Origin of the sequence: Paenibacillus sp. EKM301P, from assembly GCF_011800295.1 — a bacterium.
Lineage (GTDB): Bacteria > Bacillota > Bacilli > Paenibacillales > Paenibacillaceae > Paenibacillus > Paenibacillus polymyxa.
Window position 1 is genome coordinate 72,888 of record NZ_JAALFM010000006.1, and the last position, 24,963, is coordinate 97,850.

Annotated in this window: 18 protein-coding genes and 5 pseudogenes; 4 read left to right on the forward strand and 19 right to left on the reverse strand. The window is 41.2% G+C overall.

Annotation, left to right across the window (positions count from 1 at the left end; translation table 11 throughout):
* Nucleotides 1-224: 224 nt before the first annotated feature.
* From HFD99_RS15955 to HFD99_RS15980, 6 genes and pseudogenes are all read right to left on the reverse strand, one after another.
* Complete coding sequence (locus tag HFD99_RS15955) at nt 225-1,658, reverse strand: 6-phospho-beta-glucosidase (RefSeq protein ID WP_123797228.1); 1,434 nt, start codon at nt 1,656-1,658, stop codon at nt 225-227.
* 30 nt (nt 1,659-1,688) lie between these two features.
* Nucleotides 1,689-3,557, reverse strand: a complete 1,869-nt coding sequence (locus tag HFD99_RS15960; protein ID WP_016820883.1) for a beta-glucoside-specific PTS transporter subunit IIABC — start codon at nt 3,555-3,557, stop codon at nt 1,689-1,691.
* Nucleotides 3,558-3,743: 186 nt separating this feature from the next.
* On the reverse strand, nt 3,744-4,625 hold the full coding sequence (locus HFD99_RS15965; RefSeq protein WP_016820882.1) for a LysR family transcriptional regulator: 882 nt from the start codon (nt 4,623-4,625) through the stop codon (nt 3,744-3,746).
* Between the two features lie 248 nt (nt 4,626-4,873).
* Nucleotides 4,874-5,149 carry an aldo/keto reductase gene (locus HFD99_RS15970; protein WP_080582300.1) on the reverse strand — a complete coding sequence of 92 codons (276 nt, stop codon included), beginning with the start codon at nt 5,147-5,149 and terminating at the stop codon, nt 4,874-4,876.
* Between the two features lie 55 nt (nt 5,150-5,204).
* Nucleotides 5,205-6,428: a multidrug effflux MFS transporter gene (locus HFD99_RS15975; RefSeq protein WP_016820880.1), complete on the reverse strand. Its 1,224-nt coding sequence runs from the start codon at nt 6,426-6,428 to the stop codon at nt 5,205-5,207.
* Nucleotides 6,429-6,500: 72 nt separating this feature from the next.
* Nucleotides 6,501-6,998, reverse strand: a pseudogene (locus tag HFD99_RS15980) (alcohol dehydrogenase catalytic domain-containing protein); the annotation flags it as partial.
* Between the two features lie 359 nt (nt 6,999-7,357).
* Between HFD99_RS15980 and HFD99_RS15985 the strand changes: the two are divergent.
* Nucleotides 7,358-7,909, forward strand: a complete 552-nt coding sequence (locus tag HFD99_RS15985) for a TetR/AcrR family transcriptional regulator (RefSeq protein WP_016820879.1) — start codon at nt 7,358-7,360, stop codon at nt 7,907-7,909.
* Nucleotides 7,910-8,212: 303 nt separating this feature from the next.
* Here HFD99_RS15985 and HFD99_RS25715 read toward each other — a convergent pair.
* The 4 genes and pseudogenes from HFD99_RS25715 to HFD99_RS16005 all read right to left on the reverse strand — a co-directional run.
* Nucleotides 8,213-8,704, reverse strand: a pseudogene (locus HFD99_RS25715) (DUF1848 family protein); the annotation flags it as partial.
* Between the two features lie 44 nt (nt 8,705-8,748).
* Entirely contained in the window at nt 8,749-8,979 is a 231-nt protein-coding gene (locus tag HFD99_RS26080) for a DUF1848 family protein (protein WP_123797229.1), read from the reverse strand.
* 854 nt (nt 8,980-9,833) lie between these two features.
* Nucleotides 9,834-10,157, reverse strand: a pseudogene (locus tag HFD99_RS16000) (MaoC/PaaZ C-terminal domain-containing protein); the annotation flags it as partial.
* Nucleotides 10,114-10,950 (reverse strand): AraC family transcriptional regulator, encoded by an 837-nt coding sequence (locus tag HFD99_RS16005; protein ID WP_123797230.1) that lies wholly within the window; start codon nt 10,948-10,950, stop codon nt 10,114-10,116. The pseudogene HFD99_RS16000 and the gene HFD99_RS16005, both read right to left, overlap by 44 nt.
* A 148-nt stretch (nt 10,951-11,098) precedes the next feature.
* Here HFD99_RS16005 and HFD99_RS16010 point away from each other — a divergent pair, with 148 nt between their 5' ends.
* The 3 genes and pseudogenes from HFD99_RS16010 to HFD99_RS25720 all read left to right on the forward strand — a co-directional run.
* Complete coding sequence (locus HFD99_RS16010; RefSeq protein ID WP_123797231.1) at nt 11,099-12,835, forward strand: glycoside hydrolase family 2 protein; 1,737 nt, start codon at nt 11,099-11,101, stop codon at nt 12,833-12,835.
* Between the two features lie 153 nt (nt 12,836-12,988).
* Nucleotides 12,989-13,159 (forward strand): hypothetical protein, encoded by a 171-nt coding sequence (locus tag HFD99_RS16015; RefSeq protein ID WP_016820875.1) that lies wholly within the window; start codon nt 12,989-12,991, stop codon nt 13,157-13,159.
* Nucleotides 13,160-13,430: 271 nt separating this feature from the next.
* A pseudogene (locus HFD99_RS25720) lies at nt 13,431-13,604 on the forward strand (MBL fold metallo-hydrolase); the annotation flags it as partial.
* A gap of 117 nt (nt 13,605-13,721) precedes the next feature.
* Here HFD99_RS25720 and HFD99_RS16025 read toward each other — a convergent pair.
* The 9 genes and pseudogenes from HFD99_RS16025 to HFD99_RS16060 all read right to left on the reverse strand — a co-directional run.
* A pseudogene (locus HFD99_RS16025) lies at nt 13,722-13,925 on the reverse strand (ATP-binding cassette domain-containing protein); the annotation flags it as partial.
* 219 nt (nt 13,926-14,144) lie between these two features.
* Nucleotides 14,145-15,305 carry an alpha/beta hydrolase family protein gene (locus HFD99_RS16030; RefSeq protein WP_025364918.1) on the reverse strand — a complete coding sequence of 387 codons (1,161 nt, stop codon included), beginning with the start codon at nt 15,303-15,305 and terminating at the stop codon, nt 14,145-14,147.
* Between the two features lie 223 nt (nt 15,306-15,528).
* Complete coding sequence (locus HFD99_RS16035; RefSeq protein ID WP_039276032.1) at nt 15,529-16,584, reverse strand: HAMP domain-containing sensor histidine kinase; 1,056 nt, start codon at nt 16,582-16,584, stop codon at nt 15,529-15,531.
* A 1-nt stretch (nt 16,585) separates the two neighbouring features.
* Complete coding sequence (locus HFD99_RS16040; protein ID WP_039276033.1) at nt 16,586-17,281, reverse strand: response regulator transcription factor; 696 nt, start codon at nt 17,279-17,281, stop codon at nt 16,586-16,588.
* A 435-nt stretch (nt 17,282-17,716) separates the two neighbouring features.
* A complete protein-coding gene (locus HFD99_RS25945; protein WP_019687308.1) occupies nt 17,717-17,848 on the reverse strand; it encodes a hypothetical protein in 132 nt (43 codons plus the stop codon).
* A gap of 23 nt (nt 17,849-17,871) precedes the next feature.
* A complete protein-coding gene (ppsA, locus tag HFD99_RS16045; protein WP_167440949.1) occupies nt 17,872-20,490 on the reverse strand; it encodes a phosphoenolpyruvate synthase in 2,619 nt (872 codons plus the stop codon).
* A 926-nt stretch (nt 20,491-21,416) separates the two neighbouring features.
* Entirely contained in the window at nt 21,417-23,054 is a 1,638-nt protein-coding gene (locus HFD99_RS16050) for a glycoside hydrolase family 13 protein (RefSeq protein ID WP_031461486.1), read from the reverse strand.
* Between the two features lie 64 nt (nt 23,055-23,118).
* Nucleotides 23,119-24,012, reverse strand: a complete 894-nt coding sequence (locus HFD99_RS16055; RefSeq protein WP_016820867.1) for a carbohydrate ABC transporter permease — start codon at nt 24,010-24,012, stop codon at nt 23,119-23,121.
* Between the two features lie 13 nt (nt 24,013-24,025).
* On the reverse strand, nt 24,026-24,940 hold the full coding sequence (locus HFD99_RS16060) for an ABC transporter permease (protein WP_016820866.1): 915 nt from the start codon (nt 24,938-24,940) through the stop codon (nt 24,026-24,028).
* Nucleotides 24,941-24,963 lie beyond the last annotated feature (23 nt).

Consider the following 24,963-nt stretch of genomic DNA (forward strand, 5'->3'; position numbering starts at 1 on the left):
CATTCGCTCCATGTTTTCGTACTTAAACCCATAACTTTATTTCCTATTGAGAGCACGGTCCCGAATAACAAGAAAATGCTTACCACAAGAAGAACTTGCCTCATGTTAGTGAGAACAAGAGAATATATCGCATTTTAAATTAAGGGTCTTGTTTAGAAAAAGTTTGTAAGCGTCACATCTGGTCGACTGTGATTCCACCATCAACTAGCTATGTCTGTATAAACTTAGTCTAAATCTTCTCCATTGCTGTTAATTACTTTCTTATACCAATTAAAGGACTTTTTCCTACTACGGCTTAACGTACCATTTCCCTGGTCATCTTTATCCACGTAGATGAAACCATATCTTTTGCTCATTTCTCCAGAGCTTGAGCTTACTAAATCAATGCACCCCCAGGTTGTATATCCTAACAATTCTACGCCATCTTCTTTTACAGCAGTTTTAAATGCGCGGATATGTTCCCGAATATACTCGATTCTGTAATCATCCGAGATACATCCATTTTCATCAGGCTTGTCCGCAGCTCCCAACCCATTTTCGACAATAAATAATGGTTTTTGATAGCGATCATACAATGCATTTAATGTAATTCTCAACCCGAGTGGGTCAATTTGCCAGCCCCATTCACTTCTTTTTAAATGGGGATTTCGTAATGTCGGAAATAGATTGGCAGCGGTTTGAGTATTAACTGCTGGGTCAGCACTTGTTAATCGCGAACCATAGTAACTAAATGAAACGAAGTCAACTGTATTATTTTTCAGAAGCTCCTTATCACCATCTTGCATCTTCAGATGTATATTCATCCTTTCGAACATTTTTTTGGCATAATTCGGGTATTCACCACGAGATTGTACATCCACAAAGAAGTAATGCTCTCGATCCCTTGTCATGGCTTTCCATACGTCTTCAGGAGCGCAAGTATAGGGATAAGTGCTGGCACCCGCCAACATACATCCTATCTTGAATTCGGAATTTATTTTGCGTGCAATTTCAGTAGCTTTAGCACTCGCGACCAATTGGTGATGAGCTGCCTGATACTTCACAGCTTCTTCATCTTCATCTTCATCTTCATCAAACACCAATCCTGAGCTCCCGAATGGTAGGTGTAATAACATATTGATTTCATTAAAGGTTAGCCAATACTTCACTTTATCTTTGTAGCGAGTGAATAGTGTTTCGCATAGTCTTTCATAATAATCAACCATTTTACGGCTTCTCCAAGAACCGATCGTTTTTACCAAATGCATCGGCACATCAAAATGAGTGATCGTTACTAAAGGCTCTATATTATATTTTAAACACTCATCAAAAACATCATCGTAGAACTTCAAACCTTCTTCGTTGGGTAATGTATCATCCCCATTTGGATAGATTCGTGTCCATGCAATAGATAAACGAAAGCATTTGAAACCCATTTCTGCAAATAAAGCAATGTCTTCCTTATAATTATGATAAAAGTCGATGGCTTCATGGCTCGGATAGAAATGCTCATCATCACATTTCATCATTTTCATCTTGCCTTTCATTACAGAAACGCGATCCTGTCCTGCGGGTATAACGTCGACGGTTGACAATCCCTTATTCCCTTCCAAATATCCACCTTCACATTGGTTTGCAGCAGTTGCTCCTCCCCATAAAAAGTCTTTGACTAAAGTCATTTATAATCCACTCCTTGAATTTTGATATGGTTACACTATTAGGACTAACAACTCATTGTTAAAATCAGTGACTGTACTACTGTTATTAGTTAGCACATCAGCATAACTGTAAGTATTCGTAACGATCACCGGGGTTTGGGTAACATATCCTTCCTCCCTGATTTTCTCCAAATCAAACGTGATTAGTGTCTGTCCCTTGGTAATTCTCTGACCTTCTTCAACATGAGCTTCAAAGTACTTCCCATTCAGTTTAACGGTGTTCAATCCTATATGGATGAGTATTTCAACCCCATCATCGGAGAGTAAACCGATTGCGTGCTTCTTGGGAAACAACGAAACAATTTTCCCATCAAAAGGAGCGACCACTTTTCCTTCGCTTGGCTCAATGGCAATTCCTTTTCCCATTGATTCTGTGGAGAAGGCCGCATCTTGAACATCCTTCAATGGAATCATTTCCCCTTTGATAGGACTTGTAATAACCGTATTTTTAAGTGTGATGATTTTATCGTTTGTGGTGACTTTATTCTGCTCAGACGTTTCTTTCTCATATTTTAAGGTTAAAAAATAGGTAAGCACTGCAGTTATAACCGTCGTAATTAATAATGCGATGAGTATATTATAGAAATTCCAAATGTTTTCTCCAATATAAAGCGGAATAGCTGGAAGCCCTGATGAACCTGTTGCATAACGTGAAACTTCCATAACCCCTGCGTAAACCCCGCCAGCAGCGGAGCCAATCATAGCCGCAACAAGAGGATATTTTTTAGGTAAATTAACACCGTAAAGTGCTGCTTCTGTAATTCCCATTAAACCTGTAATTCCACTTGTAGTGGAGATTTGCTTGGATACTGTATCCTTTGTTCTCCAACTGACAATCAACGCGGCTACACCTTGCGAAATATTGGATATCATGGCTCCAGGTCCAATGATATTTTCATATCCCAATGTCGTGATTTGAGCCAATGATAACGGAACGATACTGTGATGAAGTCCAAACATAACAAGGATTGGCCAGAAGGTTGCAATTATGAAAATGACCACCCATGCTCCGTGCGATCCCAAAAAATCAAACCCCATTGCCAAATATGTTCCGAAGAAAGAACCTAGCGGTCCTAGTGCAGTTAAGGAAATAAATCCAACAACCAGAATGGTAAACATCGGAACAAAAATAATTTTTACAGCGTTAGGAATGATTCTTTTAAAGAATGGTTCAATGTAGGATTGCGCCCACACGGTTAATAAAATCGGAACAACCGATGAACTATAAGCAACAAGTGTCAATGGAATATTGAAAACGCTAACATTATTACCCGCAGTTCTCAATAGATCCAGATTCGGATGAAGCAATACCCCAGCCAACACAAGTGCCAGTACAGGGCTGCATTTTAATTTGTTTGCAGCCGAATATGCTAATAAAAAGGGTAAGAAATAAAAAATGGCATCCGACATGAAATTGATTACATAGTAAGTTTGTGACGCTTTTGAAACTACATTAAATAAGATCAGCAAAGCCAATAGCGCTTTTATCATTCCCGCGCCTGCAATAGCCGGAACGATTGGACTGAATGTACCTGAAATAAAATCGATTAATTTGCCAAAAACGCTTACATTTTTTTCATTAGATAATTTATCATCTATATTTTCTGCATGTTTTATATATTTGACCACTTCCTCATATACTTCTTCAACATGGGTGCCAATAACCACTTGAAATTGGCCACCGCTTTCAATCGCATCAATTACGCCATCTAAAGCTTTAATAGCGTCTTGATCGGCTTTTTTATTTTGGTTTAGTGCGAATCTAAGCCTTGTCATACAATGAGTTAGTGTTGATACATTTTCACTACCACCAATCTTCTCTACAATATCCTGAGCTAATTTTTCATATTTTTTGCTCATTAGAAAATGCCCCCTCTTCTTGTTGTTGAACAATGAATTACGCCTTTTATTTATTAAACATAAACAACTTTACCCGCTAAATAAAAAAAGTTATTTATCAGTAATATTTAAAGGCTTCATTCAAGCTGCACCTTTAAGATATCACTAGATAAATAACCTTATCCAATACCTATAATCTATGTTTTATTATGCTTGTGAGGCATACTTGATTAATTGAATTAAGTGAGAAGTAGCCTGGTTAAAAATCTTGTGTTTCTTCCAAACAATAACACAACTAAATTTGAGTTCTGGAAAAAATGGTCTGAAGCAAAGATGTTTTGAACCTGTCATCGCAAGAGCACCTTCAATACAAATAGCAGTTCCCATACCATTATCTACAAAATTAACTATGTTAGAAATTAAGTTGTATGTGGCTAGAACATGTATATTTTCATATTCATCAGCAAACCAATTAGCAATTTCATTTTGTACTGTTGGACGACTAGAAAGAAGTAAAGGAACTCCAACAAGATCATTGGGAGTAACATATTCTTTTTGAGCAAGAGGGGATGAAGCCTGTGTTAGAATTCCCCATCGTTCCTTTTGAGGCAATCTGATGAAATCGTATTTTTCAATATTTATGGGCTCTAATAAAATCCCAACTTCAAGTAATCCTTTGTCTATTTTTTCCTTTATATCATCCCCTGTTCCGCTATAAATATAATAATTAACCTGTGGATACTCTTCATGAAAAGCTTTTAATGTTTGAAATAAATAATGCGATGTTAGTGATTCGACGCTTCCTATAGAGATAGTCCCTCCAACCAGATTATTTTGATCTTTGAATTCTCTCTCTGTTTTATCCGCAATCGTTAGGATTTCTTCTGCCCTTTGACGTAAAAGCATGCCAGCATCCGTTAATGACACCTTTTTTTTACCGCGAATAAGCAATTGAGTTCCTAAATTTTTTTCTAAGTCAGCCAATTGTCTGCTTAATGTCGGCTGTGTTACATGTAGTACATTTGCTGCATGCGTAATACTTTCCAAACGAGCGACTGTAAGAAAATAACGAAGCACTCTTAACTCCATGTTTCCCCCTGTTGACAATATGTGCTTAAGAATAGATTCAATATGTCCTAGTAATTAACTTACCATCTTAAATACAGTTCTTTCAGTTTACACTTTTCACATACTTCTCTGCCATTATAACCATTAATCAATTCTATATGCATATGTTTATATGTGGAATTGAATCGATATATGGGAAGGATTTGGGTACTGTTACGTGAACATAGTGTTGTTGGATTTGAGCATTTTGTGATAAGACCTCCCCAAAATTAGTAATAAAATTTCATATTGCTGAGCCGTTCAACGTTCTCAGGATCGTGAAGAGATAAAATTAAACTCTCTTTGGAATCCAACTTAGCAATCCTCTCCATATCGTCCCTGCTCAATTCGAAGTTGAAGATATTGAAATTTTTAATAATTCTTTCCTTATGAACAAACATTGGAATCGCAACAATTCCTCTTTGTATCAACCAACGTAAAGCAACTTGATCCACGGATTTATGATGTTTCTCAGCTAAAACCGAGTATCGGCATCTCGACACCATTGTTTAGTGTAACATTTTACATTTTAGATCCTACTTAATGTTCGCTAGCGATTGGTTAAGTATTGGATTCAAAGCTATTTTTGGTGCCGGATAATTTTTTTATCCCTTTAACCAGAATGATATAGGTAATTATAGATAATAAACTTGTAGAAAAAATAATAATTCCAAAAGGTATAGCAGAATTTTCGCCTGCAATTCCCACAAGTGGAGACGTAACGGCACCTAATGCAAATTGTAAGGTCCCGAGCACGGCAGACGCGCTCCCTGCAATATGCCCCTGGGAATCCATTGCTAATGTAAAAGAGATGGGGCCAATGATCCCAATGGATAAAGCGAATAAGAAGATCGAAATAAACATAGCTGATAATACTCCATGTACTAGTACTATAAATAAGACTGCTGCAGAAGATAAAAACGCTAGTATTATTCCGATCAAAAACAGCCGCCTTTCCGTAACCCGGCCTGCAAGCAGTTTGACGAATTGAGATCCCAAGATAATAGCAAGGCCATTCAACGCAAAGAGGATTGAAAACAGTTGCGGCGACACGCCGTATATGTTTTGATAAATAAAAGGGGTACCTGCAACATAGGCAAAAACACCTGCGAACAATATGCCATTGACTAGAGCATACCCCATAAAAGACCGCTTTCGGAATAAGCTAATATAATTTTTTATCAACGCACGGGGACTGCCTGAAATACGTTGTTGTACAGGTAAGCTTTCCTCTAACCCCCATATGGTAATCCCAGTTAACCCTATGCCTAGCACCCCTAAAAATATAAATACACCTGACCAAGAGCAGTATGACATAACCGTACTTCCAGCCGTAGGGGAAATTAATGGTGCCACATTGCTGATCATTGTCAGCAACGATATAAACTTAGTCATTTCAATCCCACTAAACCGATCTCGAACAATAGCGCGCGAAATAACGAGTCCAGCGGACGCAGCAACCCCTTGTATAAATCTTAAAGATATAAACCATCCTATGCTTGGAGCAAAAACGCATCCAATAGAGGAAAGGATATATAGTATCATGGAAATCAACAAAGGCTGGCGTCTTCCATAAATGTCGCTTAAAGGTCCCATTATCAACTGTCCTAGCCCTAATCCTAACAGACTAGTGGTTAAACTCGCTTGAACCGCAGTTGCGCTTGTTCCAAAAAAAACAGCGATTTGCGGAAGTGATGCAAGATACATATCGACGGTAAACGGCCCCAACGCCGAAAATATGGCCAATAATAGAGCAAAACCGAAAGAATTTTTTTGGGTCTTCATTCTTTTAACTCCTATGATTGTTTAAATGCTTTCTTTAAGCTAACGCATATGCTTTAGATGTTATGGGTTTGCTTCTGCCCCCATAGAATAAGCGAACCTAACAGCCATGTGTCCGAGTCCACCAAGTCCAACAACGGCTATATTTTTCCGGAATTAACACCCCAATGGCGCAGCGGCGACATCAAGATTAATGCCGTCTAGAATTCTAACCACGAAATCCTCCGTTACAACGATATGGCTGGAATAACCTCCCTGCGTATATTGTCCATATCTATCGATGAATCCATAGCTACTCGTATGTCCATTAAGACAATATTGCTCCTTTCCTCTACGGCAACTCTCGCACTCTCCACAGGAACCATACAGCCAACTTCTACTCGGTCACCAACAGCATACTTTGTGACTTCCAAACCAATCTGGGCGGACAATTCCAGCAATTTCGTGTCCTGGAACGAGAGGATATTGGTCTGGCCCTCAATCGCCACGGGCAGCATGGATGTCAGAGTGGCAAATACCCGTATATTTGATCTCAATGTGAATATCATGCGGTTTAAGATCCCTGCGCTCAATTGTAAGTTAGAATGAGCGGATCTTATGGACGGCACACAGCACGTGCGCATTAGCATTAATCATATATAACCTCCAATGAATAGAATTTTTATCAGTTAGCTATTTAGAAATTAATAATGATTATCCACACTTCTTTATTAAACACCAAGTGAACACCCCTCTTTTTTAAATTTAAATTCCCCTTTTAGGTATGTATGCCACGGAGAACAAATAAGCAAAACTGGTTGTTTTATCAACTTATGTCTATTATTATAAAAAAAGAAACCTAAGTTCAATGGTTAAAAAAGCGAAATTTGTTGAAATAGCAACATCATCAGGAAAAGTGTTCATTATTTTGTTGATCAGGGGGAAAAGACAAGATGATTAAAGTGGATCGGAGAATCCTAAAAACACAAGAAGCCTTAAAAAAAGCCGTTATTGAACTGATGGCTGTAAAAAACTTTGATGACATTACCATTCAAGACATTGCAAACAAGGCAAACGTAAACCGCGGTACAATTTATCTTCACTATCAGGACAAATATGATTTATTAGATCAAATCATGGAAACACACATTAATGAATTAAAAGAAATGGATACGTGGGCATGTCAGATGGAGTGGGCTGATGCTCTTGTTCCATATTTCGAGTACTTTGAGAAAAATTATTTACTTTTTTCAACCATGCTAGCTGGATCAAAAGGTACACCTTCATCTTTTAGAACGCGGCTACTTGCTTATTTCATGGAAGGGTTCAAAGGGGAGATTGACAAAGAAAGCGGAAAAAATGCGGAATTAACCGAAGATGTGATGTTACAATATGCTGGGACTGCTTATGTAGGGGTTATTGAATGGTGGATTCGAAATGGAATGCCCTATTCACCGCAAGTCATGGCCACGCAAGTTGGCACCTTGCTAGAAAGAAGTTTTTAATCGGTAATTATATTCTGTAAAGTAAATGGCATTTTCCCTTTTCAATAAAGGTCACAGTATACAACGAAACACTAAAACAACGGCAGCCGATCGGCTGCTGCTTCTGCATGTTTTTTTCATTTTTTTTACTTGGCTGGAAGAGATCAGGTTATCTCCCATGTCGGAAGCAAACTGGAAACAGGAGAGAAAGCAGTTGCTTTCTCTCCTGTTTCCGGTAGATAGATTTCCTCACTACACTTGCATATACGCACCTGTATATACATTCATTCAAGTAGCCTCAATTGGTACCGGGCATAAGTCAAATTAATTCTTTTTCAAAAAGCTCCTCTGTGCTCCTTGTTGTAAGATATCTGTTGTCTTCAGATGCCCGAACAGTAATGGCGAATTCGGGTCATGTAGCTTATAATTTTCAGATGCAGCTTTGGGACTCTTGTTTGCATAACAATATTTGCAGCCACTCACACATGTGTCATAAGCACCAATATCTCTACTCTCAATGCAGTTACATCCTGCTCTCATACCTTTATGTTTCAAATTACGGAATTCCGTCTCATTTGCATTTCCAAGAATCTCAAGCGTCATGCAACCTGAAGCATGAATACCGTAATTGCTATAATCTTCGCTCGGTCCGCAAGTTTGAATGTAAATACCATATTTGGACGCTATAGCTCCAAACCGTTGTGCCAATTGATCCATATCTTCAGATGAGATGCGCTCCAGTTCAGGCATGTTTACTTCCAATTTTTTATACATTTCAACAAAACCAAAAATGCAACGATCAATATAAGGTGCAAGCTGACTAGCGAGACATTAAAGGTTTCAGGATGACGTTCTACCGTTTAATCTTGTGTAAGCAGAACAGGATCATACCGCCAAGCAACCTTTTTACTTCCTACAATTTTAGATAATTGGATGAGTGTTTCTACGCTATTTTCAATCGAAGGAACTCCTGGTTCAACATCTCTACTAAAAGCAGTGATGGAGTAATAACAGTAGATATTAAATTTTTCCGCAATGCCACGAATGTGGGAAAGTATCGGTGTCTTGTTTTTGAGCAAAAAACTACGCAATCAACTGCCTCAGGTGTCAGTTCATAACGAGTCACTTTATTTGTAATGAGTGCCGTAACGGAAGGTACAGCTGGATCACCTCCTTTCTATGGAGTCCATTCTGCCTGCAGGGCAGCGGGCATGAAATAAGCACTTTCACTCGAAAGGTGCGGAATTCTTGAGAGAACATAACTCTCCTCAAAACCTTTTAATAACAAAACCGCCTTGACATAATTGCATTTTTTTCACTCCTTTAAAGTATTATGCCTGCAAGAGCGTATGTTCTCATTGTAGTCTGCATTATAGTTGTATATAGTACTAATGTCAAATGAATAACATAGGTGGTTCTTTTGATCACATCGGGTGCATTCTCTCAATCCTTATTTGTGATTTGGGTGAGGGGTGTGACTTGAATTCCCTTAAAAGCTCCATAAACCAGTGGAATTATGAATAATATAATAGTTATTTGTATGGAATGTTTTCAAACATTTAAGTATTTAAAAAACGCACTGACTTGGCGGCTTAAATAAGCTCATTGTATAAAGAAAATAAAAAACATCGAAAATTATTGTACTTATCCGAATCTCATGCTAAATCTGAACATCTCGATTTAATCGGAATGGTCTTAGTGGTCAAACCGCTGATTCCTCCACCCGCGTAGCGGGTGGTTTTTGTTTCGCACGTTTCACGCACACAACTGGCTAAAGCCATAACAAAAAAGTCGCTAAAATAGCGACTTTCAATGGGACCATATTCTTTTCCCTCGACAACTAACTCATACAATCCTTGTGCAAGATCGTTTCGACCAACTGCTATGTATTACTATAGTTTCCTCTAGCTGATAGATTAGCTTCATTCCACTGCGAAGCCTTCGTTTCATTGCGTTTTTCCATAAGTTCGGTGACCTTCACAAGTGTATATAATTCGTCTCCCGGATATACAGATTTTATAAATCTGATATTGCTCATTGCTGTTTCTGCAATGACCCCATCACCATAATCACCTGTTTCAACCCACAGTTTGAACGAAAATGTTAGGGTTTGAATTCCTGATGCAATAATTCCGTTAAATCTTCCCTGTTACGCTTTGTCCTCGTTTAAGTACATATGTTGGGGATCAAATTCAGACGCGAATCTGATGATATCACCCTTGGTATCAATTGCCTTGCATTCTTCGGTACTCAATCGGAGGGAGACCATTGCGCTTTTTGAACGTTTTACTGAACTGGTATACGTCAGAATAGCCACAGGCTCTCGCGATATCTGTGACGGAATCACTTGTGAACCGGAGGCGGCGAACGGCATGCTCATTACGAAGATGATTCAAGTACTCCTTAGGACTGCACCCGTACCGAGATGCAAAGGTTCTGCGTAAATAAACAGGTGAGAAACCCGTCTGCTCCGCCAATTCGGTAATCCGCAACTCGGTAGCAAATCCCGTATCTAACTTCTCTTTGAATTTACGAAGAGCCTCTACTATTCCGTCCCCATCGTTGTGCCTCCCTCCTGCTTCCGCTGCCTCGTGTACCTCTTGTACCAAACGATACCATACTGACTTTACTCTGGCCTCTTGCACAAGATCTCCAGGTACCCATTCCCTTTCCGCTTCCCGGAATTGTCCCCCAATCCGGCCCGCACGCTCACTCTGTAGAGGCATAAGAAATGGAAGCCGCAGCTGCTCAATCGGCTTTGGGGTACCCCATTTATTCTCATTTTTCATTAGCGAAGCGCAATCGAAGAGTAGCATCGTCATTCGGAGTGGATGTGCGTCAGAGGATTTCATATAGAGAGGCAGCCCAGGCCAAAGATACACCAATGTTCCCCCACCAACCTCTATATCCTTCTCCTCACAACGAAAAGTTCCCTTGCCACTGTAAATGTAATAAAAGGTGTGCCCCGATACGGTTTGCCGAATATCTTCCCATCCTGGCAGGGGCGGCTTGGCAAGTACCCAATGGATGTGCACTACCATATTTCCCAAAGCATAGTCCATAGAAGTCCCTCAATCCTTAATAGTATCATTTATGACAAATGATCAAGATTGTTTTTACCATTGTCGCTTTCTTGCTACCAATGCTACACTCCCAACATACAGACCATCAATGATGTTCTATTGCAAAAAGATAATGGAGATGATGAATATGATCCGAACGTTTCAGCAGCATCGACTTAGGAAATCCCAACAGCTTGACGGATTATGGGATTTTGTTTTTGACAAGAATAATGTTGGTTTATCTGAAAAATGGAGCACGCACTTCCCTTCCAACCCTGATCGTATACCCGTGCCAGCTTGTTGGAATAACGAGCTCGGAAAATACGACTACGAAGGCGTAGCATGGTACCGCACCTGGGTAACCCTTGACGATCGCAGCCATCTCCGGCTACTGTTCCACGCCGTGATGGGGCATGCCGATGTGTATTGGGATGGACAGCATCTAGGGTACCATTATGGTGGATTCACTCCTTTTGACTTTACCATTCCAGATGTCTCCTCCGGTGTTCACGAACTCATTGTCCGCACAGACAGCACACTGGGGACCAATACGTTACCATATCATATTGTAGACTGGTTTCATTACGGTGGAATCATCCGGCCCGTTGAGGTTCAACTTTTGCCTGATGTCTGGATTGAGGGGATGCGCATCACCTATGAAATGACCGGAGATTCCAGTGCAGATGCCCGAATCCTACTTAAGCTCCGCTCGATGTCGGATAAACCGGTCGAAGTACCTGTCGCTCTCTATCGAAACAATGAGATGTTTCAAAGTGATAGCGTTTACCTTTCTGCTAAGGGTAGCACGGAACTTGTGCTCGAACAAGCTTGGTCAGACCTCCAGCGATGGGACACGGACGATCCTGCTCTATACATGATCAGAGCAGTCGTGGGTCAAGACGACAGGACAGATCGCATCGGGTTCCGTACCGTGGAGACGCGGGACAAGAAGATTTTACTGAACGGCAAGGAACTTTATCTGCAAGGCGTTAATCGTCACGAAGAGCACCCGGAATGGGGCTTCGCTTTTCCCAACAAATTGATGACCAAGGAACTTGGTATTATCCGACATATGGGATGCAACACGGTACGCGGGTCACATTATCCCCAGAGTGAGTACTGGATCGACCTGCTTGATGAGCAAGGTATCCTCTTCTGGAGCGAAGTTCCGATTTGGGGCGCTGCTTTTCCCGCCAAGGAGACAGATGATCCCCTCTTCGTGGAACGAGCATTGACCATGATGGATGAGATGATCGAGCGAGATTTTCACCATCCTTCAATTCTGTTCTGGTCTGTACACAACGAGATTGATACACGTTCTCAGCAGGCTTATGATCTATCTGTCAAAATGACCGAGCTCGTTCGAAGCAAGGATCAATCCAGACTGGTCACTTTTGCCACGATGCATCCTATGACAGATATCTGTCTTGGACTATTCGATGTCATCGGGATTAACTATTATGGTGGATGGTACTTCGGACATGTCGAGTTTGAGGAGATGCTTGAAGTCTTTCATGAGCGTTGCAATGAGTATGGAGCCGAGTATACCCCGGTGCTTATGACCGAGTTTGGTGGAGCTGGTATATATGGAGATTCTGGCTGGGAACCGCGCTTATTCAGCGAGGATTATCAAGCTGATTTGCTCGGCAAGTCGCTGAAGCTCTTCCGAAGCGATCCGAAGATTAGCGGCACTTACGTATGGCAATTTGCAGATACACGGGGCCAACTTCTGAGCCATCAACCGCACTTCAGAGACCGGGCACGCTCCTTCAATAACAAGGGACTGGTTAACGAATATCGCAAACCCAAGCATGCCTATCGTGTGGTGAAAGGTATTTACACCGACCACAGTAATCCGTATGACTGGGGCTCTACACTGAAATGAGTTTGTAGAGATTCTATAAGCTTTTTTCGAACTCGCACTTATATGGTCAGAGGCAATCCTTTTGAGGATAGCCTCCAAATATAAAGCCGTTTTATAAACCGTCATTCCAACGATATGAACATCATTATGGATAATCAGGAGGGCGATTTGTTCATGTTCAAGCACACTAAAAGTTTTAAAAGGTATGCTGCTGTTTTAATCGTCTCGGTACTGTTCACAACGACATTAGCCGCTTGTAGTGGCCAACAAACCGAACCAACCGAGCAAGCAGATCCGCATCACCCCTTAACGAAACTGACGTATTGGGTCGATTTGTTTCCATAAACATATCCTCTAAAAGCTATCCAAGCAAATTGTCTTAAATTTTGTCGGCGTAACAGACTTTGATAGCCAGTTTGTGGAAGGTATGTCCACGGCGGGAGACTGCGCTCCCCAAATCGAAGCCGAAGCAAACGAAAAAGCTCGCAATGCTGCGAAGAATTTCTAAGAGTATTTCGATAGCGATTGGAGGTTAGTCAATATCGTGGCTATGGTTCGTTACATAACGTTAATCCGAATAAACTCGGCATCGCCGATTTGACCAAGGGGAAGAAAAATGAAAGTATCTTATCATGGACATTCGTTGTAAAAATCGAAACCCATGGCACAATTATTCTCATTGATCCTTTTATTACAGGCAACTCCAACACCGATCTGGAAGCAGCCAACGTGCAGGCTGATGTAATCCTTCTGACCCATGGACACGGGGATCATGTTGGAAATACCGTGAAATTGCAAAACGAAGTGGGGAGCTTATTAACTAAAAAATCAAAGCGGGCGCTCTCCTTTGTTGGACGGCACCCGTTTTTGTTTTTTTGGGATTTTAATGGTTAACTTAGGAGTTAACTGAGGTCGGCTTCAGCATCGCTAAGAGCATCTTTATGGTCGTTGTCTTTCCAGCGCCATTCAGTCCTAAAAATCCAAATATCTCTCCTCGGTTCACCTCCAGCGAAAGATTATTCAATGCGATATAGTCGCCAAATTTTTTGTGCAGTCCCTCAATTTGTATGGCGGACGTTACGCTAATTTTTTCCTTTGAGGAAATACTCACAGTCTTCAACTCTTCAATAAAGAGAGAGCTTATTCAGGATTCTAAGTAGGACACTCCTGAATAAGCTCATCAGAAATCTAAATCTTTCAATATATCGAATTTTGCTTTTTCATGATAGTACTTGGTGCCTCTGGCAACCGGAAGATCGAAGCTGCCAGCATCATCCGCAATGGGATCAATTCCGATGGTCCAAATTTACTTAAAATGACGTCCTGACAATCACTTAGGACGAGGTGCGGCTGGTCCAAGTCCAATTGAGCAGAGCCAATTCAGCACTACCTCATGCAGCACGTTGATGTTGTCTACCTGACAGTGTTCTAATCCCCCAAGTCGTCTATCCTCTATCGGGAAGAACGTCTTGTTTTTCGAACCCGCTTGCTCATAATTTTTCAAGGCTTGTGTCAGCGGATTTGGCTGAACCAATATCTCTTCCGCTCCGTGCATTACAAGAAGCGGACATTCTATCTGGTGAAGCACCCCCTCAAGATCATAGGCAAAACGCGGATTACCCGCAAAGTCCTCCATGCTCTTTGCCCCCAGAATTCTCATGCCATGTGCGGCCAGACTCGGTGGCATCCATTTAAGCATTGCATCCCAATCAAAGGCATGCGTACCGCCGTCGGAGATGACGGCAGCAATTCTGTGATCGAACGAAGCGAATCGCAAAGAGTCGTAAGCCGCAAAACTCTCACCGTGCACGATAATCTTGTCGGGATCGACTTCTGGCCGCGTTAGAAGAAAGTCGATTGCTCGGGAATGGAAAGCCTCACTGTCCGCTCGTCTTCCTTTTCCCTTTTCGTACAGCGAGAGGCCGGTGCCAGGCTGGTCATAGACCAGAAAGTTATATCCACACGAAATAAAAGCGGGACCTAGCCAGAAATAGTTTTCAATTGACCACTCGTCACCACCGTTGAGAGCAAAAAGGGTCGGCTTCGGACCTTTTATCCAGGAAGGGGAGAAGAAGTAACCATCCAGCTTGACATCTTCGTAATCGACTTGAATCTTCTCCGGTTGGACATCGAAGTACTTCCCGGCAGCTTCGAAGAGTTCATTTACTTTTTTAAATACACGGATTTTCTCGGTGTCATCATCCATCACCGTATATTCTGCAATTCTGTAGTAATTGCAGGCACGAATGTAGCAGTTTCGTGCTGTATACCAGTTTCCAGCTGTTTCGGCCTCCTTGCCGTGTCTTTCCAATGCCTGAGCCGTTATGAGCCATTCCCTGTGCCACGTGTCCTTGTCTTCGGGGTCGATTTTTTTGCAGGCCTCGTAGATCTCGGTGACGTCCGTAGCACCGAGGCTTGCCATACCTAAAGCTTTGGTGACTTGATATGACATCATGTAGTGATTGGGCCAACGGCTGAACTCAATTGACATTGTAACATCCTCCTTTTCCAGTTCTAGTTATTGTAGTTTTTTTACTACAAGTAATTTTTACAACACAAAGATAAAGCTTCTTTAAAAGAAAAATAAATGTTTATAAAGAGAATATAAAAAATTATAAAATACTAAAAAAACAGAAAATGGCTGCTGCCTGGGTGTTCACAGCTGGCAGCAGCCTTTAACTCCTGTAGTAAAAGAAAATGTGCAAAAAATAAAATCAGTGTTGTGTGGCCAAGGGAAGGCTGAATCTTATCCCCAAACCGCCATATTCGGAAGGGTAGGCGTCAATTTCGCCCCTATGATGTTCAATAATGGATTTACAGCTTGCAAGACCCAGCCCCAGCCCGCCCTTTTGGATTTGTCGCGATTTATCCACAGTGAAAAATTTGAGGAACAGAGAAGATATATCCTTATCCGGCACTCCAATTCCATTATCCTCGATTTGAAAAAAGGCATACTGTCCTAGCGGGTAACCGGTCATATACACTTTCAGCTTATTTTTCCCTCCATATCTTACAGCATTGCTAAAGAGGTTGCCGAAAACCCGACGTATCATCGGTTCATTGATCATCAGCAATATATTTTCCGTGAATGAATGGCGGCAAGTAAGCTCGTTGTCAAATCCCGCCAACTCATATTCATATTCAAGGGCAATGTTTTCAAATAATTTTGATGCTTTTACAGGTTTAGCTACCATAGATTCCAACTCCAGTTTTTCTTTGGTGAAGCTGGAGAAATCATTGATGAGTTCGACCATATATCCTGACTTCTTTTGAATCAAATCATAATATTCCTGCTTTTCAGTTTCTGGTAAATCCTTGTGCATAGCCAGCAGTTCAGTAAAGCCATTAATAGATGTCAAGGGAGTTTTCAAGTCGTGGGCAATTGCCGCGATCATATCGGTTTGCTCTTTGTGCGCGAGTTGAAGCCGATGCTCCATATTATTGAAGTGTTTATAAAGTTCTCCGATCTCGTCATTACTTCTTAGAGGTAGCGGAGGCAGTGGATGTACAATATTTACTTCTTCAAGCCTGGTATTCAGAAGCTGAATGGGTTTCTCTATGCAAAAATGAATATAGATAATTAGAATAATAAATATGATGCAGGCAATTGCAAATATGGGCAGGAGCAATGCTATATATCGCGAGTCCAGCAATGAACTGCGTATAGGAGAATATACTGCAAAGACAAGCTTCAGGTACATTCCAATCGAAAACATGAATATTATAAACATCAGCAGGAACAAAAGAGGAAGCTTTATTTTCAGTTTCATACTATTGCTCTCTTTCCGTGTATTTATATCCTATGCCCCATATTGTTTTAATAAAGTCATATTCAGGACCAAGTTTCTTACGGATATTTTTTATATGAACCGTTACGGTATTTATTTCTCCGTATTCGTCTCCCCAGACGTTTTCATATATCTGCTCACGAGTCAATACATTATTGGGGTGGCGCATGAGGATAGACAGAATCTGAAATTCCTTCGTTGACAAGTCGAGCTTCCTGCTATTCAGGAATGCTTCAAACGTCTTATCGTTCAGAATGAGCGGAGAATCCGCCTTTTCGTTACTGGGACTAAGTTCATCCCACTCTTTAAAAAGTCTGTCCATTTTTCTGAAATGAGCCTTTATCCTGGAGACAAGCTCCTGAATACTAAAAGGTTTGGTCATGTAATCGTCTGCTCCTATTTCGAGCCCAACGATTTTATCAATGTCCTTATCACGCGCACTTAAAAACAGAATTGGAACATTATAAGAATTTCGGATACTTCTGCAGACATCAAGTCCATCCATATCAGGCATCACTATATCAAGAACGATGAAATCAATATGATTTTCTTCTAATGCGGATAAGGCATATTTCCCAGAATATGCCGAAAGTGTTGCAAATTGCTCGTACTTCAAACTCTTTGTGATGAGTTTTACGATTTCTTCATCGTCGTCTACAACTAATATCGTTTTTAGCATATTTATACCTCCCAGCCGCTTTAAATGGACTGAATTTATAAAACAAAAGCCGCATGGACTTCTCGCTTTGAAAAAAGTCGCGCTCAAAGCGTCTCTCCAGTCCCGGATAAGCTGGAAAAAGAGCTTGAGCAACGACCTGGGCAATGCTGGCTTTAACAAACTGGTATGCTCTTCAATAGCGTTCGAGCTATGTACATATTCCAGCTTGAAGGCCTGCACATAGCTTTTGACGTAATGTCCGGGAGTGTGTCTAATCAAAAGACAGTGTGAAAAGGAGCAAGAAAACTATCACAAGTTTTGGTTTTCAGCCTTTTCCGATAAAGTCCATCCGAGCTACGCACTCCACATGACTTGAGTGTCGGTCACTTTGCAGTTATTAATAACTTCTTGCAAGTTTATCATACAGGAGAATTGAACACTAATTCATGCAGGAAATCACTTTTGGATGATACTACCGCTAGTTAGCGGAATCATGGTATTGCCCTGTGGGTTAGGTGAAACGAATGCTAGGCCTGTATGTGTTTGAATTAAATGCAGCGGCAAGCTTAAATGACCGCCACTGCCCATAATTACCCCCCCTTAATTATCCATTACAAAAATTCGATATACCCTTCTGTTCCATGCACGCGAATTCGTTGGCCATCTTTTATCAGTTTGGTCGCATTCTCCACTCCGACAACGGCTGGCAAGCCATATTCACGTGCGATAACGGCTCCATGCGTCATCAGTCCGCCCACCTCAGTAACCAAGCCTTTTATGGATAAAAACAATGGAGTCCAGCTGGGGTCAGTAAAGGAGGTGACTAGTATGTCGCCATCTTCCAGATCAGCCCCTTCTATATTCAGGATCACACGAGCTCGCCCCTCTACAACGCCCGAAGAAACAGCCAGGCCTACAATAGCTTCAGCGGGGATATTTTCTCGTTTGTACTGACCTGTAATGATTTCGCCATCAGATGTGATAACACGTGGGGGAGTTAATTTTTCATATAATCTGTACTCATTTTTTCGTTTGTCGATGACCTGGTAATCCAGTTTATTGGTGCGTATAGTTTCCTGCAATTCTTCAAAAGAGAGATAGTAAATATCTTCTTTTTCATGAAGAACGTTGGCTTGTACGAGTCGTTCCGCTTCCTTTAGTAAAGCCTGTTTATAAATGAAGTAGCGACTAACAATGTCGTATTTTGGATATTCACGATAACCGATGAAATTCCGGATCTGGTCGATAATTTGTTTTGTCTCTTCGGCTTTTTGTTCACCACCTGGTAATTGTTTCAATCGGGCTAATAAGTCCTGTTCTTTTTTCAAAGCCTCCTGTCGCCCTTGCTCAAATTTTCGTTTACTGGCGCCAGGCTCAAGGTTTTTGATGTTACTGAGGATCATAGGCACCAGTATACTTGGTTTTTCACTCCAGCGTGTTCTTGTAATATCGATCTCCCCGGCACATCGCATGCCATATTTGTCGAGATAAGTAGCGATAGCATCACGCACCTGCTGCCCACCTTCAAATTGAACCAGTTCATCTAAAAAATTATCATCCTTTACCTGTTGTAAATACTCAACTATTTTCGGATAGGGACGAATCACATCTGCAACATCCAGTAGCTCCATGCCCATTTCAGAAGTGACGTTATTAGGTACAGATAGGGAAAGTGTGTCTGCTACATTTTTTTCACCTAACCATTCATTCATTTTTTCATTGATCCATGCTGAAGCATGGATGGCGGACATAATTACACTCAAATTTTTCAGATCTGATGCACGCTGCCTCCGTTGCTGCATATCTTCCAGAATACAATCAAATACATCCAATCCTGATTTCGTTTGGATGTTACGTTTTAACGCTGATAACGATGTCTCACTACTCTTAATCAAATCAGCAACAATTGCCGGGTCATTTCCTGCCTCTTCCAGAATATCCGCAGACGACATACCCTTATGGCTTTTAACAGGCCCCGGTTCGCTTTTGTCAGATGGGTCCAATTTTATAAAATCTCCCCGCTCTATGATGGTAATAAGCGCGTCTTTTATGAGCGGATCGGAGTGTCCTAAAACATCCAATAAATTCTGCCTCCCATCCAGTGAAGATAGGCCCATCGTGATATCCACAAACAGCCTTCCACCACCAGTTTTAAACATGGGTGTAGCACCTGTTAACATCCAAACAGATATCCCCAGTGGTTTAATAGGATCAGTCATCATTTGCTGATGGCCGACAGATACATACACGTGATTCTCCTGGTCATTTGCTTCAGGAATGGGATATAAAGTGGTGATCGGCCGACTCTGAACAATATAAAATGTATCATCAGCCAAACACCATTCAATGTCTTGTGGGCAGCCGAAATGTTCTTCGATCTGTCTTCCAATGCGTGCCAGTTGTAAAATTTGTTGATCCGTAAGGGTTTGCGTCTTTTGCTGATCAGGACTGAGCTGCTTGGTCTCTGTTCCGCCTTCTTTTCGTCCATAAATAGCCATTTTCTTGGTTTCCACCCTCTTGTTGACGATTACCCCATCCTGTACTTGATAATAATCGGCAGATACCAAGCCGGAGACCAGCGCTTCTCCAAGTCCGAAACTAGCATCGATAGAGAGCAGCTTTCGGTTGCAATTGATGGGATCAGCGGTAAATAAAATCCCTGAAGCCTGTGGAAACACCATCCTTTGAACGATAACAGATAAATAAACTTGTCTGTGATCAAATCCATTCTGCATTCGGTAAATTACCGCGCGTTCTGTAAATAAAGAAGCCCAACATTTGCGGATATGCTCCAAGATGGATTCTTTGCCGATAATATTTAAATAGGTGTCTTGTTGACCAGCAAAAGAAGCATGCGGCAAATCCTCAGCAGTCGCACTAGAACGCACGGCATAAGCATATTCATTTCCAAACTGGGAGAGATAGTGGGCAACTGCTTTCACAACATCGGAAGGAATGGCTACTTCCATAATGGCCTGTCGAATCTTTTTGCTGACTTCATCAATTTGTTCTCGATCTTCTACTTTAAGCGTAGTTAGCTGATCCAACAAAGCATGAACCATTTCGTTTTGTTCGAGGGCTTTTTGATATCCCACTGTTGTAACACAAAACCCTTCTGGCACTTGCATTCCTTCCATTTTGGCTAATGTCCCTAAGTGCAACCCTTTTCCACCAACAAGCAAAAGCTGAGTGTTATCCATTTCTTGAAAATCAAGAACCAGTGAATTCATTCAACATCTCTCCTAACCATTAATATAGAGAAAAAAGCGAACAATCATGATCATGCCTAGTCACCACTGAAGTAAGTCGTCGTGTACTTCTTCTCAAAACCGCTTGAGGATGTACCCAGCCTGATCGCACATTCCACCATCCTTTTCTATTTTTTTGGGGGCAAAAAAAGCATTGACAAATCAAAGTTCTAGATGTATTATGAAAATAGGGATAATAAAATTATTTTCATTTATATGATTTGTCAGTAGCGTTATAGATTATATCATAGCGTTTATTCGTGTTCAATTGTTTTATATAAAAAGAGATGATCCTTGAATTTATTAGGGTTATCTCTTTTTGTGTTCAGTTGAACCATCATGTTAGTTTAGTTAGTCATTCTTGATGATTTATCGTCCCGCTGCCTCTTAGATCTATTATTGGCTTGTTAGTGATGATGCTTCCTTCTTGGGAACTGTTTCATTTCCTCTATTGACATGGAAGTTATAAGTTCGTTCTCAATCTCTTGTGTCAATCCGCTTGTCTGTTGCACCATCTCATTCTCTATATCTGTTAAATAAATTCCTTATTAGACTGAGCCTAGAAATTGAAACAGCGACAATCAAGGACGAGAAAATAAAGTCCTAGACTGTCGCTGTTCCATATCTGTAAACAACCGATTTCCACTCACCCGCCGCTTCCAAGCACCAAGATGTTTCTTCGGAGTTGCTCTTTTTTGATTCAAGGGATACCCAATCTATTCACGTATGGTTCTTACCTGTGACAAAAACGTCAGATGCTATTAGCTAGTTATAATGGGTGAATTCTTGCGAATATGCAAATCCCGTTAATGAAAGGGCAATCATAGATGGATATGATAACGCAAACTCAGTCACCACTTGCCCACCGATGGAATGTCCGACAATATACATTTGTGGGATAATCATTTTCATTTATTGAGTGTATCGATAAGGTACATTCTCGCTTCATAAGGGCGCATTTCTACATCAGACATGTTATTCGGATAATTGGATATTAGCAGCTGTTTAGTCTCTGCCAGCTCTTTCTGAAGTGGGAGATCGGTTGTGTATTTTTGAAAATTACATACTACAAGTAGTTTAGCCCCTTTCAGCGTTCGAGTGTACGCGAACAAATCTTTATTCTCGGGATACATCAGCTCATAATCCCCATATATGATCACTTCATGATCTTTCCTTAATCGGATTAGTTTCTGATAATAATGGAATATGGACTCAGGGTTATTTAAACTTTCTTGTGCATGGATATCCTTATAATTCGGGTTTACTTTAATCCAAGGATTCCCTAATGTAAAACCAGCGTTGTCTGAAGCGTCCCACTGCATTGGTGTTCGAGCGTTATCACGACCCTTTGCAAAGATTGACTCCATAACTTTGTCTTCGGGGTATCCTTTCTCAATTCTATCTTTATAGAAATTTAGTAACTCAATATCCCGATAGTCTTCAATTGGATATTGAACATTCGTCATTCCTAATTCTTCCCCCTGATAAATGTATGGTGTGCCTCGCATGCCATGAAGAAGGGTTGCCAACATTTTAGCCGATTCTATCCTGTATTCTCCGTCATTTCCCCAACGAGAAACGATTCGGGGTAAGTCGTGATTATTCCAAAACAAACTGTTCCAGGCATCCCCCTTCAGCTCTGTCTGCCATTTGGACAACACTTTTTTTAATTCTAGAAAATCTAGAGGCTTAAGATCCCACTTCCCTTTTCCCTCTTGTTCATCCAAACTAATATGTTCAAATTGAAATACCATTGAAAACTCACTGCCGTCCGGGTTGCTATACAATTTGGCGATCTCTGGCGTAGCGCCCCATGTTTCTCCAACCGTCAGCAGGTCTCCAGCTTTTTGAAACGTCTCCTTGCTGAGTTCCCTGATATACTTATGCAGATTTGGCCCGTTGCTGGTAATTTTCAAATCTGGTTCTTTTCCGATTAAGTCAATTACGTCAAGCCGAAAACCGCCTACACCCTTGCTTATCCACCAATTGATCATTTCGTAAATCTCTTGTCGGACTTTTGGGTTTTCCCAGTTGAGATCCGGCTGTTTTACAGAAAAAAGATGTAAATAATATTGTCCTATTTCGGGTACCCATTCCCAAGCTGAACCACCAAAGGTGGAACCCAAGTCGTTTGGTGGCATTCCTTCAACGCCATCTCTCCAGACATAATAGTCATGGTGCGGATTTTCTTTACTTTTTTTTGCTTCTTGAAACCAGGGATGCTCATCGGAAGTATGGTTCAATACCAAATCCATTATGATCCGAATGTCACGTTTCCCAGCTTCATGAATTAACATCTCCATATCATCCAAAGACCCGAACATCGGATCAATATCCCGATAGTCCGAAATATCATAACCATAATCATCCTGAGGGGATTTACAAACTGGTGATAGCCAAATTGCACCGACACCGAGTTGCTGCAAATAGTCCAGACGGGAAACAATTCCTTTCAAATCGCCGATTCCATCACCATTACTATCTTGAAAGCTCCGTGGATATATCTGGTATACAACAATTTCTTTCCACCAATTTTTATTTTCCATTGTTCATTACAACCTTTCCAATAGACGAATAGTGTTTTTATCTTAATCAAGTCACATCATACAATTACTCTTTTACCGATCCTACAACAATTCCAGTCACAAAATATTTTTGAAGCAGCGGATAAATCAGCAGCAGCGGGATGACAGCGACTACGATTTTGGCCGCATTTAGATTTTTGTTTGAAATTTCAGTCAAGTTGCTGAGTTGTGCTGAGTTGGTCCCGGATTGAAGAAGTTCCGCAATATTCACGTTAAGGGACTGAATATAAGTCATTAGTGGATAATTGCTGACTTGAGTCATATAGATCAAACCGCTGAAGAAATCATTCCACGTTCCCACGATACTGAATAGTGCTACCGTCGCCAGCGCAGGGATGGACACGGGAACATACACTTTGAACAGGACCTGCAGCGGACTCGCCCCATCGATGAATGCTGCTTCTTCTAGGGCCTTAGGTACAGCAGAGAAGAAGTTCATGACAAGGATGACACTGAATATAGGGACAGCTCCTGGTAGAACAAGCGACCAAATTGTATTGAGCATATTGAGGTTTTTGATCAATAGATAACTTGGAATCATCCCACCGCTGAACAGCATGGCAAAAATCATGACGTTCATATAAATGTTTCTGCCCCTGAATTCTCTTTTCGACTTGGAGAGCGGGTATGCCATTAGAACAATAAGAATCATGTTGAGAAGAAGTGTGAGCACAACACGTAGAACAGATATGCCAAAGGAACGCCAGAACTGAGCATCATCGATAATTTTCGTATACGCTGCGGTTGTAAAATTGACCGGTACGAGACCTACAGCATTAGCTGACACGGCCTCACTGCTGCTAAATGAAATCGCAACGATATTCCATAATGGAAGAAGGCAAATCAATGCCAGCAAAATGACGATGGCATAGATGATTAACCCGCCAATTCGACCTTTTTGGTTTACAAAATAGGACACAGGCTTGACCTCCTTAAAATATTTTTCGGTCAGTGTATTTTTTGGCCAATTGGTTGGCGGACAATAGCAAAACAATACCGATCACTGACTTGAACAGACCAACAGCCGTACCAAAGCTATACTGTCGCCCGACAAGTCCAATCCGATATACATAAGTATCCAGAATATCTCCCGACTCATAGACAACGGGGTTATACAGATTATAAATTTGATCGAAGCCGGCACTCAAAATATTGGTCAGACTCATCACTCCCATGAGCAGGATAATAGGCAGCATGCCTGGCAACGTAATATGCCATACTTTTCTCCACCAGCTGGCTCCATCCATTCCTGCCGCTTCATACAGGCCCGGATCAATCGAAGTAATTGCAGCCAAATAGACGATGGAACTGTAGCCGAACTCCTTCCACACGTCTGTCCCAATAATCAGCGGCTGGAACCAGGTGTTGCTGCCGAGAAAATTAATATTCTGCAGACCGAAAAAAGCCAAAATTTGATTCACAATTCCATCCAAACTGAACATGTTAACAACCACGGACGCTAGAACTACCCAGGATAGAAAGTGTGGCAGATAAACAATGGTCTGTACGGATTTTTTAACGAATTTGATGCGGATCTCATTTAACAAAATGGAAAAAATGATAGCCATGATTGTTCCCAATAGAATCTTGGCAATGGCAATCACCAACGTATTACTAAAAACCTGTGCGATGTCCGGCAACTTAAACATATAAATAAAGTGCTTCAGCCCTACAAATTTGGAGCCTAACATTCCTTTGGCTGGTATATAATCCTGAAACGCCGTAATGACACCGACCATCGGAACATAGCTGAATACCAGCAAAAATAAAATACCCGGAAGCATCATCAGATGATATATGGCACCCGTACCGAACGGGCTCTTTGCTTTATCATTTCCCTGTTTCATGGATGGACCCCTTTCCTAAAAGC